The organism is Streptomyces sp. NPDC048383, assembly GCF_040651775.1.
Lineage (GTDB): Bacteria > Actinomycetota > Actinomycetes > Streptomycetales > Streptomycetaceae > Streptomyces.
Map to the genome: position 1 here is coordinate 160567 of NZ_JBEZKS010000007.1, position 15795 is coordinate 176361.

Consider the following 15795-nt stretch of genomic DNA (forward strand, 5'->3'; position numbering starts at 1 on the left):
GACGGACGCACTCCGCGCGCCGGGGCCACCGGACCGCCCGCGGCAGGACGTACGGGGGGTACGGCGCCGGGGGCCGGCGGGATCCCCGGCGCTGCGCCGTCAGGAGCGGGTCAGGCGGGCTATGGCGCGGGAGGCTTCCTCGACCTTGGCGCGGGCCTCCTCGCCGCCCTCGGCGACGGCGGTGGCGACGCAGGAGTGGAGGTGGTCCTCCAGCATGGTCAGGCCGAAGGCCTGGAGGGCCTTGGTGGCGGCGCCGACCTGGGTGAGCACGTCGACGCAGTACGTGTCCTCCTCGACCATGCGCTGCAGGCCGCGCACCTGGCCCTCGATGCGGCGCAGCCGCTTGAGGACGTCGTCCTTGTGTGCGGTGTAACCGTGCACGGCGGTCCCTTCCCAGCGTCGATGCCGCGCCGCGCCGGCCGACTCCGGCCCGTGCCGGCGCGGCGGGGGTGGGTCAGTGGGCGTGCGGCTCGCCGGATTCCGGGGCGCCCGACGCGGGAGCGGGGGCCGGAGCGGGCGTGGTGGCCGGGCCGGCGGCGGCCGATCCCGTACCCGCGTCGACCGTGAAGGCGGCGGTGCGGACCGTGCCCTCGTGCTGGAAGTCCAGGAAGAGCCGGTAGGCGCCCGCGCTCGGGGCCGTCGCCGTGAAGGAGACCTCGGGGCCGGGGCCGCCCTCGTTGGGGTGGACGTGCAGGTAGGCGAGGTCCCCGTCGCGCAGGGCGACGAGGTGACCGTACGCCCCGAGGTACGGCTCCAGGTTCGTGACGGGCTTGCCGTCCTTGGTGACCGTCAGCTTGAGCTCGCCCGCCTTGCCCGGGTCGAGGGTGCCGGCCAGGGTGACCTGGTAGCCGTCCACGTCGGCGGTGTTCGCCGCCGTCGGCAGCGGGTTCGGGGCGTACGCGCCGGGCACCGCCAGGTCGGCGCCGAGGGTGACGCCCTTCGCGCCGTCGCCGGCGGGGGTGAAGTCGGCGAAGGCCTTGTAGCCGCCGGCCGCCGGCAGGTCGACCGGTGTCGACCAGGTGCCGTCCGCGGCGCGCGCCGGGTGCAGGTGGCGGTACACGGTGAGGTCGCGCGAGGCGACGATGAAGTGCAGTTCCTTGCCGTGTTCGGTCTTGTACGAGGTGACCTTGCGGCCCTCGGCGTCCTTCACCGAGAACCGGAGCTCGCCGCGGCCCCCCTCGATGCGCGGGGTGTCCAGGCTCAGCGCGTAGCCGCCCTCGGACACCTGGAGGCCACCGGCCGCCGGGGCCTGGGCCGCGGCTTCCTCATGGCCCCCGTGACCGGCGTCCGCACCGGTCGGCGAGGGGGTCGGCGCGGAGGTCCGCGCGTGGTTCGCGTGCTCCACCTTGACGGGTGAACCCACGGGGCCCACGCCCGCCCCGATCCCGTACGCGGCGCCGAAGGCCGCGGCGAGCGCGGCGGCAAAGGCGGCGGTCTTCACTCCGGTGTTCATGGCTGCTCTCCCGTACGACGTAAGGCCGCGTCCAGCGGTTTCATGAGTTCACCATACCCCTGGGGGGTACCAAGTCAAGCTGCGGAATCCCTTGCGGAGAAATACCACCGGGGGGTATACCTGGAGGCAGACCGGATACCCCCACAGGGTATCCGGGCCGGTACTTGAACCGATCAAGGAGAAATCCATGTCTTCCTGCTGCTCCCCCGACGGCAGCTGCGGCACGAACGCCGGAGCGACCACCACCGCCACGGCCCTCGCCGACCGCACCGCGACCGTCTACCGCGTGTCCGGCATGACCTGCGGACACTGCAGGACCGCCATCACCACGTCGGTCGGCGCGCTCGACGGGGTCCTGTCCGTGGACGTGGACATCGACGGGGGCCTGGTCACGGTCACGACGGCGGGCGACCCGGACGACACCGCCGTCGCCGCCGCGATCGACGACGCCGGCTACGAGCTGACCGGGCGCGCCTGACGCTCCGGCCCCACCCCGAACCACTTGGCCGCCGGGATCCGGTCCGTCCACCGGGCCCCGGCCCCCACCCCGCGCTCGAACGAGGAGCAGCCCTCATGACCACCATCACTCCCGGCGCCGCCCAGGTCGAGCTCGCCATCGGCGGCATGACCTGCGCCTCGTGCGCGGCCCGCATCGAGAAGAAGCTCAACCGCATGGACGGCGTCGAGGCGACCGTCAACTACTCCACCGAGAAGGCCAAGGTCACCTTCGACGCCGACATCTCCGTCGCGGACCTGATCGCCACCGTCGAGGCCACCGGCTACACCGCGCAGGAGCCGACCCCGCCCCGCGCGGACGCCGGCTCCGATTCCCCCGCCGGTTCCGGCGAGGACGACGACGGCTCCGAGGAACTGCGCCCGCTGCGGCAGCGGTTGATCACCTCCGTCGTCCTGGCCGTGCCCGTCATCGCGATGGCCATGGTCCCGGCGCTCCAGATCGACTACTGGCAGTGGCTGTCCCTGACGCTGGCCGCGCCCGTCGTCACGTACGCCGCCTGGCCCTTCCACCGGGCCGCGTGGACCAACGCCAAGCACGGCGCGGCCACCATGGACACGCTGATCTCGGTGGGCACCACGGCCGCGTTCCTGTGGTCGCTGTGGGCCCTGTTCTTCGGCACGGCCGGCACGCCCGGCATGACCCACGCCTTCGAGTTCACCATCGCCCGCACCGACGGCGCCGGGAACATCTACCTGGAGGCAGCGGCCGGAGTCACCGCCTTCATCCTGGCCGGCCGCTACTTCGAGGCCCGCTCCAAGCGCAAGGCCGGCGCCGCCCTGAAGGCGCTGCTGGAACTGGGCGCCAAGGAGGTCACCGTCTTGCGCGGGGGCCGCGAGGTCACCGTGCCCACCTCCGACCTCCAGGTCGGGGACCGCTTCCTGGTCCGGCCCGGCGAGAAGATCGCCACCGACGGCACCGTCGTCGAGGGTTCCTCCGCCGTGGACGCCTCCATGCTCACCGGCGAGTCCGTTCCGGTCGAGGTGTCCGTGGGGGACTCCGTCACCGGAGCCACCCTCAACGCGGGCGGCCGACTGGTCGTGGAGGCCACCCGGATCGGCTCCGACACCCAACTGGCCCGCATGGCGCGGCTCGTGGAGGACGCACAGAACGGCAAGGCCGCGGCACAGCGCCTCGCCGACAAGATCTCCGCCGTCTTCGTACCGATCGTCATCGCTCTCGCGCTCGCCACCCTCGGCTTCTGGCTGGGCACCGGCGCGGGCCTCGCGGCGGCCTTCACCGCCGCGGTCGCCGTACTGATCATCGCCTGCCCCTGCGCCCTGGGCCTGGCCACCCCGACCGCCCTCATGGTCGGCACCGGCCGCGGCGCGCAGCTCGGCATCCTGATCAAGGGCCCCGAGGTGCTGGAGACCACCCGCAAGGTCGACACCATCGTCCTGGACAAGACCGGCACCGTCACCACCGGCCGGATGACCCTGCTCAAGGTGCACACCGCCGAGGGCGTCGCCGAGAGCGACGTCCTGCGCCTGGCGGGTGCGTTGGAGCACGCCTCCGAGCACCCGATCGCCCAGGCCGTCGCGGCCGGTGCGAGCGCCCGGGTCGGTACGCTGCCCACCCCCGAGGACTTCGCCAACGTCCCCGGGCTCGGCGTGCAGGGCGTCGTCGACGGGCACGCGGTCCTCGTCGGCCGCGAGAAGCTGCTCGCCGAGTGGGCGATGGCGCTGCCCGCGCACCTGGAGCGGGCCAAGGCCGAGGCGGAGGCCGCCGGCCGTACCGCGATCGCCGTGGCCTGGGACGGCGAGGCGCGTGCCGTGCTGGAGGTCGCCGACGCCGTCAAGGACACCAGCGCGGAGGCGATCCGGCGGCTGCGCGCCCTCGGTCTCACCCCGATCCTGCTGACCGGCGACAACAAGGCCGTCGCGGAGTCCGTCGCGGCCGAGGTCGGCATCGACGAGGTGATCGCCGAGGTCATGCCGCAGGACAAGGTCGACGTCGTCAAGCGGCTGCAGGCCGAGGGGCGCAGCGTCGCCATGGTGGGCGACGGCGTCAACGACGCGGCCGCGCTCGCCCAGGCCGATCTGGGTCTGGCCATGGGCACCGGTACCGACGCCGCGATCGAGGCCGGTGACCTGACTCTGGTGCGGGGCGACCTGCGGGCGGCGGCCGACGCCATCCGGCTCGCCCGCAAGACCCTCGGCACCATCCGCTCGAACCTGTTCTGGGCGTTCGCGTACAACGTGGGCGCGCTGCCGCTCGCCGCGGCGGGACTGCTCAACCCGATGATCGCCGGGGCGGCCATGGCCTTCTCCTCGGTCTTCGTCGTCGGCAACAGCCTGCGTCTGCGCGGCTTCCGGGCCGCTGCCAACTGAGGAGCGCCCGTGGCCGGTTACGGAGAACAGAAGGAAGACGTCATCAGACGTCTGCGGCGGATCGAGGGCCAGATCCGCGGCGTACAGCGGATGGTCGACGAGGACGCCTACTGCATCGACGTACTGACCCAGGTGTCCGCGGTCAACGCGGCGCTGCGGGCCTGCGCCGTGACCCTGCTGGACGAGCACCTCGGCAAGTGTGTCGTCGAGGCCGCCGCCCGGGGCGGGGACAGCGCGCGGGTGAAGGTGAGCGAGGCCACGGAGGCCATCGCCCGTCTCGTCCGCGCGTAGGCCCCTCCGGGCCCGCGCTCCACCTGATGACCGAGCAGCCCGGTCGGCGACATCCGCCGACCAGGCTGCTCGGCGTGCGCGCGGTGGGGTCCGTCCCCTCCCCCGGTACCGGCCGGCGGCCGGCGTACGGGCCGGTGCGGGGGCGGGCCGTAGCATGAGCCGCTCGCGAGCGGGAGGGGCCGAGAGGGATGCGCGTACGCCGGCTGGGAGAGCTGGAGGCCGAGATCATGGACCGGGTGTGGCAGTGGGAACGTCCCGCCTCGGTCCGCGAGATCGTCGACGACATAAACCGGGGCCGCAAGGTCGCCTACACCACCGTGATGACCGTGGCCGACATCCTGTACCGCAAGGGTTGGTTGAGCCGTGAGAAGTCCGGCCGGGCCTGGATGTACGAGGCCGTGCGCAGCCGGGAGGAGTACACGGCCGCGCTCATGCAGGACGCCCTCGGCGACAGTCAGGACCGCAGGGCCACCCTGCTGCGGTTCGTGGAGCGGATGTCCCACGAGGACGTGGCGGCCCTGGACGAGGCCCTGCGCGCCGCCCACCCCGACCGCCCCGCCGGCCCGACCGGAGGCACCCGGTGAACCACCACGTCCTCCCGCCCCTCGGACTCGCCCTGATCACGGGCCTGCTGATCCCCTGGATGCTGCTGCGCGCCCGTTGGGCCCAGCAGGTGCCACGGCTGGGCCTGGCCGTGTGGATCATGTCCGGTTCCGTCTTCGCGCTCGCCACGGCGATGCTGCCCGCCCAACTCCTGTTGCCGGCGGAGACCAGCCACCGGCTCATCGACTCCGCCCTGACCCTGAGCCCGCCCTCCGCCCAACGGCTGGCGGACGGGACGGCGCGCGAGTTCCTCGCCGCCGCCGCGGCGCTCGCGGTCCTGGCACTGCCCGGCACCGGTTTCGTACGGGAACTCGTGCGGGCCCGCCGGGCCCGCGGCAGGCACGCCGAACTGCTGCGTTTGGTCGGCCGGTACGACGCCGAGCTGGGGGTGACCGTACTGGACGACGCGCGCCCGGCGGTGTACTGCCTGCCGGGGCGCTCGCGCCGGGTCGTGATCTCCTCGGGGGCGGTGGACGTCCTGACGGACCGGGAGTTGGCCGCCGCGCTCGCCCACGAACGGGCCCACATCGCGGGCCGGCACCACCTGTTGCTCGCGGCGGCGGGGGCGTACTCGACCGTCTTCCGCCGGCTGCCCCTGGCCCGGATCGGCGGGCAGGCGGTGCCGTTGCTGCTGGAGATGACCGCCGACGACCGCGCGCTGCGCGGCTGTTCGCGCGACGCGCTGGCCAGGGCGCTCTACGCGTTGGCGGCCGGGCACGCGCCCCGCCGGGCGTTCGCGGCGGGCGGCCCGTCGGCGGCGGTGCGGATGCGCCGCATCCTGACGCCGCACCGGGCGGGGCACGCGGTCCTGCGCGGGCTGCTCGCGGTGACGGCCGCGATGTCGGTCATCGTTCCCACGGTCGTCGCCTGTTGTTGGACCTCGTGAAAGCGGCCCCGTCCGCCGCTTCCACCCGCGTTCTCCCCAACCCGGCTATTTACTAAGCCAATTCGTAGATTTCCCCTTGCCCCCGACCACTCGAATTGCCCGCTATTCTGGGCGCGTGCGGGCTCAGGACCCGTGCGGCGAGAGGGGCGGAGCGAATGCTGCTGGCTGATGTGCGGACGGCAGCGCCCGGTGACGCGACGGCGATATCCCGGCTCCTCGCCGAGGCGATTCGCGAGGACTACGGCAGCGCCCTCGGTGAAATCCGGGTGGGTCGGCTGGTGTCGGACCATTGCGCCCTGCCCCGCATAAGAGCGGAAATTGGAATTCCGGGCGGGGCGCCCGGCTGGCTCGGTTGGCTGGTCGCGGCCGGTCCGGACGGCGCCGTCCTGGGAGCCGTCTCGGGCGGTGTGCCCGTCGCCTCCGAGGGCGAGGTCTACGCCCTGTGCACGACTCCGACCCGGCGCCGCGAAGGAGTCGGTACGGCCCTGCTGGCTGCGGCCACCGAGCGGATGCGGGCGCACGGGGCGTTGTCCCAGCGGATCGGACTCCCGGTCGAGGAGGCCCCGGCCCTGCCGTTCTTCACCCACCACGGCTTCACCGCGCTCACCCCGCTCCGGCTCGGCCGCCCGCTCCGCCGATTGGCCTGAACCAGCGCCTCTCCCCGCTCCCGGCCTGCGTGGCAGATCCACGCCATCGCGTGTTCACGCAGCCCGCCGCTCTGGCCCCGACCCTGCGTCGCAGGACAGGATTTCACCAGCGGCGGAGCGTTCCCGGCGGCCCGGGACCACCGCCCTCGGACGGTCGGACCGAGCGAGCCCCTGGAGGAGCGATGCACACACCGAGCGGCACTTTCCTGCCCGTCATGCCGGTCGCGCCGACCGCGCCCGCAGCGGGCGCGGGAGCCCTGGCGCCCGCCCCGGCCCCGCCGGCCGCTCACCCGGCCGCCCCGTACCCGGCCGGCGGCGCCGTACCGGCCCCCGCGGACTTCCTGCCCGGCCTGGAATCGGTCTCCCCCGCCACCGAGGACGCCGTCTGGCTGCACGACGCGCTGCTGGGCCCGCACAGCGCGGACATCGTCCGCTACCTGAGCCTCGCCCGGCGCTGCGGCGGCCCGGTCCTGGACCTGGGCTGCGGCTCCGGCCGGCTGGCCGTCCCGTTCGCCCGTCAGGGCTTCTCCGTCGAGGCGATCGACCGGGACGCCGACGGCCTGGAGCGGCTGCGGGCCTGGGGCCGGCGGATCGGGCCCCAGGTGGCGCGCCGTCTGGTCACGACCCGCGCCGAGCTGGCTGAGCTGCGACTGCGGCGCACGTACCGGCTGGCCCTCCTGGCCGGCGCGATGATCGCCGCGGTGCCGCCGCACGCCCGGCCCGGGCTGCTGCGCGAGATCGCGGCGCACCTGGAACCCGGCGGGGTGCTCGCCCTGGACTTCACCGCGCACCGCCCGCGGGGGCTGGCCGAGGAGCCGGTGCGGACCTGGGCGTTCCCCGTCCCGCGCTTCGACGGCGTCGAGGAGTGGGCCGTGGCCCGTCAGGTCTTCGACCTGGGCGACATGAGCGAAGGCATCGCCTACCACTGCGTGCGCACCGGCAAGTTGAGCACCGAGCGGGTCGTCCGGACCACCCGGAAGTGGATCGTGGACCCGCGGCGTCTCGAAGCGGACCTGCGCGCGGCGGGGCTCCGGGTGGAGCACCGCGGGCACCACCGCATCGACGAGCGGACCGACAGCGTCCTCCTGGTCTGCCGGGCCCGCGCCTGACCGCCCCCGCTCACCCCCTCCCCCAGGGCGGGCAAGAGGTACGATGCCCCCAAAGGTTTGGGTGGACCAGATGACGGAGGGTGGCGCGGCGATGGCTGTCGTGGAGGAGTCGACCGGTCGCGAGGCGGTGATCCAGCGCCTGCGCGACGTGGGGCTGCGCGTCACCGGCCCGCGCCTCGAAGTGCTCCAGGTGCTGGCCGCGGGCGGGCACTTGGACGTCGAGTCCATCACGGCCACCGCCCGCGAACGGCTGGGCACCCTGACCAGCCAGGCCGTCTACGAGATGCTGCGGCACTTCCTGGAGACCGGGCTGGCGACGAAGTTCGACCGCCCGGGGCTGCCGGCCGTCTTCGAGGTCTCCGGCCCGCCGCACCAGCACGCGCTCTGCCTGCGGTGCGGGCGCGTGGAGAACGTCCGCGTCGAGGTCCCCAAGCCCACGGGCGGCGAACTGCGCACGTGGCGGATGGACGACGCGGAGGTCATCTTCAAGGGGCTGTGCCCCGACTGCCTCGGCGCGTCACAGGACTGACACCGGCGAGGATCCACTTCCTCCCCTTCTCCCCCTCCCCGCACGGGAGTTGCGCCCCCACGCACCCCATCGGGCCGCCCCGGACCACTCCGTCCCGGCAGGTCCGGGGCGGCGTCGCGCACCCCGAGCAGACCATGTGACGCCGGTCACATCCCCTTCCGCGGAGCGGGGGCTCCCTCGCGGGCATGTGCCAAAGTGTGACTGTCGATTCGTAAGATGAGGGGGTCGCTTCGCTATGGCAACGGGCGATGGCAGGGACGGCGTCCAGTCGGCCGACAGGGTGCTGGCCCTCTATCAGCAGCTGCGCCTGCGCGGGGTGTCCAACCTCAACGAGGTCTTCGCGGAGCTCGGGCTGACCCCCGAGGAACGGGAACGATGGCGCACGGAGCTGATCACGCTCGGCCTCATCGTGCCGACGGGCACCACCCACGCCACTCGCGCCGACCTCCAGTCGGGAGCCTGGCAGCCGGGTCCGGACGCGGTCGCCGTGATCGACCCGGAGATCGCCCTGTTGCGGATGCTGCAACGCGAACGCGAGCGGTTGCGCGAACACCTGGACGAGTCCGACCGCACGTACAGCGCCCTGGAGACGCTGGTCGGAAAGTTCCTGCGCCCGGGATCGCTGAGCGGTTCCGAGGTCGAGGTCGAGATCATCGACGACTACGGGCGGATCCAGCAGGTGCTGGAGGACATCACGGACGTCATCCGGCACGACCTGGCGTCGATGCACGTGACGGCCCTGGTCCGGGAGGTCGCGGACCGGGTGCTCAGCCGCGACCGCCGGCAGATCGACAACGGGGTGCGCATCCGCGCCCTCTACCACCAGCGGATCACCACCTCGCCGGAGGCGGTGGAGATGCTGCGCCGCAGAGTCGAGGCGGGTGTCGAGATCCGGCTCTCGCCCGCGGCGCCGATGAACATGATCATCGCCGACCAGCAGTTCGCCGTACTGCCCGTGCATCCCGACGACCGGTCGGCCGGCGCGATCCTCGCCCGCGGGCCGGCGCTGGTCCGCTCCTACCTGGCGCTGTACGAGCACTGTTGGCACGCGGCCACGCCGTACGGGGACGACGTCGCGCCGGAGCTCGGCGGCGACGGGCTGTCCGAGCAGCAGCGGGCGGCGCTCAAGATGCTCGCCTCGGGAATGAAGGACGAGAAGGTCGCCCGGAACCTGGGGGTTTCCCTGCGGACGGTGAGCCGCATGCTGTCCGAGTTGATGCAGGAAATGGGGGCGTCGAGCCGTTTCGAGGCCGGAGTGCGGGCACAGCGGCTCGGATGGCTGGATTGATTCACCACCCATCGACCGCACGGGCCGCTTCCGGGAACACCGCCTGAAATACCGCCGCAACACTCCGGTCGGGCCCCGACGAAAAGCCCCGCGGCCACCGGGGGCGATTGCGGGGCCCGTCCCGGACGCGTCCCGGGACCCGTCCGGGGGGTCAGTCCCAGCCGTTGCCATTCGAACGGGCCGCCGGCCGGGCGGCGGCGGTACAGGCCCGACGGGCGGGGGTGGCGTGGCGGGCGTTCGCGAGCGGGGCCGTGGTGTGCGCTGCCGACATGATTCCTCCAGGAATGCGAAAGGTCCATTGCGTCCTCGCGGTTCCGTGCCGTCGGAATTCCTTCGAAGACCTCTCCATTGTCGTATGTCGACCCCGGTCGGACCAGTTTTCTGTAGCGCACCTGAGGCGGATCTGGAGTCCTCGCACGGGAATCCGTAAAGGGCATGCGCAAGTGACGCCCCGCCCCATTCCCCTAATTCCGGGAGAGGTTCACGGAGACGTTACACTTGCGCACTCCTGGTCAACTCAAAAGAGCTGCTAGTGTGGAATTCCGGCCTTCTCGACCCTCCAGGAGAGAGGCGTCGGCGAGGCAGGAGCGTGCCGTCGCTCCTGCCTCATTCATCGCCGGTCCCGACCGTTCGGCGCGCAGTACGTCCTGGTAGACGTCCAGGGTCCGGGCGGCCGCGGTCTGCCAGCTCATGGTTCGGGCGTGTCTGGTCGCCGCTCTTCCCATGACGACGCGTGCCTGCGGGTGTTCGGCGAACCAGCGCAGCCACCGGGCGTACTCGACCGGGTCGTTGCCGTGGACCAGCATGCCCGTCAGCCCGTCCCGCACGGCGGTCGGCAGTCCGCCGACGGCCGAGGCCAGTACGGGAGTTCCGCACGCTTGCGCCTCCAGGGCGACCAGGCCGAAGGACTCGCTGCGCGAGGGGACCAGGAGGACGTCCGCCGCCCGGTACCACTGCGCCAGCTCCGCCGGCGGCACCGGCGGGTGATGGCGCAGTACGTCGGCCACCCCCAACTCCCGCGCCAGTTCCCAGGCGTCGCCGCGCGGGCCGGCACCCGAATTGCCGCCCACCACGGGGACGATGGTCCGCCGGCGCAGTTCGGGCGCCTGCCGCAGCAGTTCGGCGACGGCGCGCACCATCACGTCCGGCCCCTTGAGGGGTTGGATGCGGCCCGCGTACAGGGGCACGAACGCGTCGGCCGGCAGGCCGAGCGCGGCCCGCGCCGCCGCCCGCCCCCGGCCGGGGACGAACGTGCGCAGGTCGACGCCGGGCCGGACGATCTCCGTCCGGGCCGACTCCGCTCCGTACAGTTCCCGCAACGCCTTCGCCTCGTCGGCGCTGTTGGCGATGAGGCGGTCGGCGGAACCGATCACTTGGCGTTCGCCGCGGATCCGCGACGCGGGCTCGGGGGTGTCGCCGTCCGCGAGCGCGGCGTTCTTCACGCGGGCCAGGGTGTGGGCGGTGTGCACCAGCGGCACCCGCCAGCCGACGGCGGCGATCCGGCCGGCCTGGCCGGAGAGCCAGTAGTGGGAGTGGACCAGGTCGTAGCGCCGTTCCTCCTTGAGGAGCGCCAGCGAGAACGGCACCACCAGAGCGGGCATGTCCTCCTTGGGCAGCGCGGCCCGCGGACCGGCCTCCAGGTGACGCAGCCGTACGCCGGGCCCGAGGTCGGCCCAGCGGGGCATGGCCTCGCCCCGACAGCGGGTGAACAGGTCTACCTCGACGCCGAGTTCGGCGAGGGCGCGGGAGAGCTGGACCATGTAGACGTTCATGCCGCCCGCGTCCCCGGTGCCGGGCTGGTGCAGCGGCGAGGTGTGGACGCTGAGCATGGCGACGCGCAGGGACACGTGGAGCTCCTACGGGCAGGGGCCTCGTGCGCCCCGTACCACTGTGTGACCGGCGCGGGTTCACGCGGCGAAGAAGGGACTTCTGTCGTCGTGCGGTGGTGCCGAATTGCCGTGGTGCTGTCGTGTCGTGGCGTCCGTATCGCCGTGCGCCGTCGTGCCGTGCGCCGTCGTGCCGTGCGCCGTCGTGCCGTACTGCCGTCGTGCCGTACTGCCGTCGTGCCGTACTGCCGTCGTGCCGTTCGCGGCCGGGGTTCCCCGGCCCGGTCAGAAGCCGAACACCGGCCCCGAGGGAGGGGCCAGCCTGGTGCCCGCCGCGGGTGGGACGAGGACGGCGGCGGACACCGGGCCGCCCGCCTCCACGCCGAGCGCGGCGGCCAGCCGGTCCGCTCCCTCGGGCATCACCGGCCGCGCCCAGGCGCCGAGGGCGCGGGCCACGGCCAGTTGGGCCGCGAGTACGGGCAGGTGCCGGCGTCCCGCGGTGGGGCGGTGGGCCTCGTGCGCGTTGACGTGACCGAAGTCGGAGACCGACCGGACCATCTCGTCGAGCAGGGCCATCGCCCTGCGGGGGTCGAACGCCTCGGGCGAGTACGCCTCGCGCAGGTCCTCCACCCCGCGCAGCAGCCGGCGTTCCAGCACCTCCCAACCGGCGCCGCCGGGCAGCGCCGGCGGAACCAGGCCGGCGCACTCCTCCCTTACGGCGACGAACAGGCGCGCCAACCAGCTGTTCCAGCTCTCGTCCAACTCCCGCCGGGCGGACGCCAGTCGGTCAGTGTGGAAGGCGGTGCGGGCGGCCACGGGACGGGCCTGCAGGACGTGCCGGCGCAAGGTGTCCGAGCCGTACTCGGTGATCAGGTCCAGCGCCCAGGCCTTCTCCCCCGACCCCCAGGACAGCGCCTGGTCGTCGATGACGTACGCCTCGTTCACGCAGAAGCGCTGCGGCAGCTCGACCCCTTGGGCGAACAGCAGGACGGGCAGCAGGACCGCGTGGCAGAAGGCGTGGCCGAAGCCGCAGAAGTGGATGGCCCGCTCGGGCATGGGACGGTCGCCGTGACCGAAGAGGTGCATCGCGGCGGCCTCGAAGCAGCCGTCGATGCGCTGCTCGGGGAAACCGTCGACCGGCACCGGCAGTCCCCACCCGGCGGGGTGGGACACGGCGACGTCGGGCAGGCCGTCCTCGGCGAGCGACTCGCACAGCGCGGCCAGCCGCGGTGGCAGGCCGGTGGCGGCCCAGTAGTCGGCGAGGGCCTCGCGGTGCGGTTCCAGCGGGATGTACAGGCGGCGGCAACGTCGGGGGGTGGCCGGGGACCCGCATTGGACGCACTGCGGCTCCAACAGGTCGCCGCCGTCGTTGGGGCGGGCGCACTCGTGGCACATGCCGCCGTCGCTGGGCTCCGAGCAGTGCGGGCAGGACCCGGTCACGTGCGCTCCGTGGAGCCAGCGCCCGCACGGTTCGCAGTACGGCGTCAGGCGGGTGCGGGCGGCGATGACGCCCTCCGCGTGGAGCCGCCGGAACAGGTCCGCCAGCCAGCGCCCGTAGCCCTTGTCCTGGCGGGGGCGCACGATGTGGTCGAACTCGACGCCCGAGCGCAGCCAGTCGGCCGTGATCGCCTCCCGGTAGCCCTCGGCGACCTCCTCCGGCTTGCGGCCGGCGCGGAGCGCGCGGACGTGGACGGAACTGGTGTGGTCGGCGGTACCGGTGGTGAACAGGACGGGTTCGCCCTCGGCCCGCAGGTACCGGGACAGCACATCCGCAGCGACGTACGGTCCTGCGAGATGGCCGACGTGAAGTTCGCCGTGGGTGGCCGGCGGGGTCGCGGTGATCCATACGGGGGTGCTCATGGGACCTCCTTGACGCTGTGGTGCGAAGTACGCAGCGAGACTCGGAACGGAAGGGGGGGCGGCCCGCCCCGCTCCGCACGCCGCGGGAGGACCCAGGGAGAGCGGGGTGCCCGGACAAAGCGTGACAGAGAAACGAACCAAGCGGTCTGATTTTGGGTTGCGCGTTCACGCCATGCGTGGAAACGCCAGGCGGGCCGGGCCCGCCCACGCCGGCCCGCCGAGGGCCCGACGGGGCGTCCGGGCTGCGCGATGGCGTAGAGATGTCATGTCGCGAGTACGCCAGAGGACCCGCCTTGCGGCCCACGTCCCCGCCCAACACGCTGATCGCATGGAACACTTCGCGACCGATCGCACAGACCTCAGCGCGCCGGAATCCCTGCTGGTCGTGGCCGCGCACCCGGACGACATCGAGTTCTGCGTCAGCGGGACGGTCATGCGGTGGATCGCACAGGGCGCCACCCGGGTGACGTACTGCATCGTCACCGACGGCGGCGCCGGCGGATACGACGAGCAGCTGCCGCGCCAGGCCATGGGCGACCTCCGGCGCGCCGAGCAGGTCCACTCGGCCAAGCGCAGCGGCGTCGACGACGTGCGCTTCCTCGGCTACCCCGACAGCTACGTCGAATCGAACCTGGAGCTGCGCCGCGACCTGTGCCGGGTGATCCGACAGGTCCGCCCCCAACGCGCCGTGATACCGAGCCCGGAGATCAACTGGGGCCGCATCGCCGACCTGCACCCCGACCACCGGGCGGTCGGTGACGCCGCGCTGCGGGCCATCTACCCCGAGGCCCGCAACCCGTTCGCGCACCCGTCCCTCCTCAAGGAGGAGGGCCTGGAACCGTGGATCGTGCCCGAGCTGTGGCTGATGACGGGCCCCACGCCGAACCGGTACGTCGACGTCACGCCCGTCTTCGACCGCAAGGTGGAGGCCCTGCGCATCCACACCTCGCAAACCGCCCACTTCGACGACCTGTCCGGCCTGCTGCGCAGCTGGCTCGGCGACCACGCACGGGCGGCCGGACTGCCCTCGGGCCGGATGGCGGAGGCCTTCCAGGTCGTGCGGATCGACTGCTGATTTGATCGACTGCTGATCGTATGGACCGACTCCGGAAACCGGCCGGGCCGGACCCCGCTCGTGCCCGAGGGCGGAGCGGGGCCCGGCTCGGCCGGTGCGCGTCGTCGGTCACGGGTCACGGGTCACCGGTAGATGAGCAGTTCCGCCTCCACCGCACCCTCCAACGCGTAGCGCGTCCCGACCAGCGGACGGCCGGAGTAGAGCCGGATCAGCGTCGCCGCATCGCCCTTGAACCTGGCCGGAGGACGGCCGGGCACGGTACTGCCGAGGTCCAGCGGTGCCCCGTGGCCGTCGATGTCGGCCAGCAGCCGCGGGGTGTCCCGCTTCCGGCTGGTGGTGCGGAGCAGGGGCAGGGCGAGCGCGAGGCTCCCTCCGCCGTACGCCCCGGGCGCCCCGAACGCCTCGCGGACGTCGCCCGCGTGGATCCACTCCCCCAGTGCCACCGCGTCCAGCGTGCCGTCGCCCGCGGCGATGGCCGCTCCGGCCTCCGTGAGCCCGCGTTCCAACTCGTCGATGATCCGGGGCACGGGCCAGTCCGCCCGCTCCGCCACATCGGCGGCGTTCGCGGCGGGCAGGAAGACCCCCTCCTCCAGCCTGCCCTCCACGATCCGTACGAGGGCCGCCGCGCAGTGGGCGAGGACGTCCCGCGCCGTCCAGCCGGGACAGGCCGTCCGCAGCCCGTACGAGGCTTCGGGCGTGCGGCGCAACAGCGGCAGCAGCGCATCCCGTTCGGTGCGCAGCAACAGGTCCGGGAGCCAGGGGTCGCGCACTTCGCGTACGTCGCGTACGTCGCCAACGGTCTCCACGGCGGTCAGTAGCGGTAGTGGTCGGGCTTGTACGGGCCGTCGACGGGGACGCCGATGTAGGCGGCCTGTTCGGGGCGCAGGGTGGTGAGGTGGACGCCGAGGGCATCCAGGTGCAGGCGGGCGACCTTCTCGTCCAGGTGTTTGGGCAGCACGTGGACGTCGGTGGGGTATTCGGAGGGCTTGGTGAAGAGTTCGATCTGGGCCAGGGTCTGGTCGGCGAAGGAGTTCGACATGACGAAGGAGGGGTGGCCGGTCGCGTTGCCGAGGTTGAGGAGGCGGCCTTCGGACAGGACGATGAGGACCTTGCCGTCGGGGAACGTCCAGGTGTGGACCTGGGGTTTGACCTCGTCCTTGACGATGCCGTCGATCTTGGCGAGGCCGGCCATGTCGATCTCGTTGTCGAAGTGGCCGATGTTCCCGACGATGGCCTGGTGCTTCATCCTGGCCATGTCGGCGGCCATGATGATGTCCTTGTTGCCGGTGGTGGTGATGAAGATGTCGGCGGTCTCGACGACGTCGTCCAGGGTGGCGACCTGGTAGCCGTCCATCGCGGCCTGCAGCGCGCAGATCGGGTCGAT

General features: G+C 72.8%; 16 protein-coding genes. 10 read left to right on the forward strand and 6 right to left on the reverse strand.

The annotated features are described in order from the left end of the window. Window positions 1-99: 99 nt before the first annotated feature. Both AB0D46_RS07990 and AB0D46_RS07995 read right to left on the reverse strand, forming a co-directional pair. On the reverse strand, window positions 100-381 hold the full coding sequence (locus AB0D46_RS07990) for a metal-sensitive transcriptional regulator (RefSeq protein WP_362876428.1): 282 nt from the start codon (window positions 379-381) through the stop codon (window positions 100-102). A gap of 73 nt (window positions 382-454) precedes the next feature. Continuing rightward, a complete protein-coding gene (locus AB0D46_RS07995) occupies window positions 455-1453 on the reverse strand; it encodes a hypothetical protein (protein ID WP_362876429.1) in 999 nt (332 codons plus the stop codon). Window positions 1454-1640: 187 nt separating this feature from the next. On the opposite strand from AB0D46_RS07995, the gene AB0D46_RS08000 reads away from it, so the two are divergent. From AB0D46_RS08000 to AB0D46_RS08040, 9 genes are all read left to right on the forward strand, one after another. Continuing rightward, a complete protein-coding gene (locus AB0D46_RS08000; protein WP_362876430.1) occupies window positions 1641-1931 on the forward strand; it encodes a heavy-metal-associated domain-containing protein in 291 nt (96 codons plus the stop codon). A gap of 95 nt (window positions 1932-2026) precedes the next feature. Next, window positions 2027-4297 (forward strand): heavy metal translocating P-type ATPase, encoded by a 2271-nt coding sequence (locus AB0D46_RS08005; protein WP_362876431.1) that lies wholly within the window; start codon window positions 2027-2029, stop codon window positions 4295-4297. Between the two features lie 9 nt (window positions 4298-4306). Then, window positions 4307-4588 (forward strand): metal-sensitive transcriptional regulator, encoded by a 282-nt coding sequence (locus AB0D46_RS08010; RefSeq protein WP_362876432.1) that lies wholly within the window; start codon window positions 4307-4309, stop codon window positions 4586-4588. Window positions 4589-4776: 188 nt separating this feature from the next. Next, window positions 4777-5172, forward strand: coding sequence for a BlaI/MecI/CopY family transcriptional regulator (locus AB0D46_RS08015; protein WP_362876433.1), 396 nt, complete (start codon window positions 4777-4779; stop codon window positions 5170-5172). Further along, window positions 5169-6077, forward strand: a complete 909-nt coding sequence (locus tag AB0D46_RS08020; protein WP_362876434.1) for a M56 family metallopeptidase — start codon at window positions 5169-5171, stop codon at window positions 6075-6077. Before AB0D46_RS08015 ends, AB0D46_RS08020 begins: the two co-directional genes overlap by 4 nt. Before the next feature lie 155 nt (window positions 6078-6232). Then, on the forward strand, window positions 6233-6724 hold the full coding sequence (locus tag AB0D46_RS08025) for a GNAT family N-acetyltransferase (protein ID WP_362876435.1): 492 nt from the start codon (window positions 6233-6235) through the stop codon (window positions 6722-6724). Window positions 6725-6906: 182 nt separating this feature from the next. After that, complete coding sequence (locus tag AB0D46_RS08030; protein ID WP_362876436.1) at window positions 6907-7833, forward strand: class I SAM-dependent methyltransferase; 927 nt, start codon at window positions 6907-6909, stop codon at window positions 7831-7833. 70 nt (window positions 7834-7903) lie between these two features. Beyond that, complete coding sequence (locus AB0D46_RS08035) at window positions 7904-8362, forward strand: transcriptional repressor (RefSeq protein WP_362876448.1); 459 nt, start codon at window positions 7904-7906, stop codon at window positions 8360-8362. A gap of 235 nt (window positions 8363-8597) precedes the next feature. After that, window positions 8598-9650 carry a helix-turn-helix transcriptional regulator gene (locus AB0D46_RS08040; protein ID WP_362876437.1) on the forward strand — a complete coding sequence of 351 codons (1053 nt, stop codon included), beginning with the start codon at window positions 8598-8600 and terminating at the stop codon, window positions 9648-9650. A 512-nt stretch (window positions 9651-10162) separates the two neighbouring features. Here the strand turns inward: AB0D46_RS08040 and mshA are convergent. Both mshA and AB0D46_RS08050 read right to left on the reverse strand, forming a co-directional pair. Beyond that, a complete protein-coding gene (gene mshA / locus AB0D46_RS08045; protein ID WP_362876449.1) occupies window positions 10163-11479 on the reverse strand; it encodes a D-inositol-3-phosphate glycosyltransferase in 1317 nt (438 codons plus the stop codon). Window positions 11480-11761: 282 nt separating this feature from the next. After that, entirely contained in the window at window positions 11762-13336 is a 1575-nt protein-coding gene (locus tag AB0D46_RS08050) for a class I tRNA ligase family protein (protein ID WP_362876438.1), read from the reverse strand. 328 nt (window positions 13337-13664) lie between these two features. Between AB0D46_RS08050 and AB0D46_RS08055 the strand changes: the two genes are divergently transcribed. Further along, window positions 13665-14411, forward strand: a complete 747-nt coding sequence (locus AB0D46_RS08055; protein ID WP_362876439.1) for a PIG-L deacetylase family protein — start codon at window positions 13665-13667, stop codon at window positions 14409-14411. A gap of 122 nt (window positions 14412-14533) precedes the next feature. On the opposite strand, the gene AB0D46_RS08060 is transcribed toward AB0D46_RS08055, so the two are convergent. Both AB0D46_RS08060 and AB0D46_RS08065 read right to left on the reverse strand, forming a co-directional pair. Next, window positions 14534-15217 (reverse strand): maleylpyruvate isomerase family mycothiol-dependent enzyme, encoded by a 684-nt coding sequence (locus tag AB0D46_RS08060; protein ID WP_362876440.1) that lies wholly within the window; start codon window positions 15215-15217, stop codon window positions 14534-14536. A 5-nt stretch (window positions 15218-15222) separates the two neighbouring features. Continuing rightward, window positions 15223-15795, reverse strand: a 573-nt coding sequence (locus tag AB0D46_RS08065) for an adenosylhomocysteinase (protein WP_362876441.1), incomplete at its 5' end; no start/stop codon positions are given.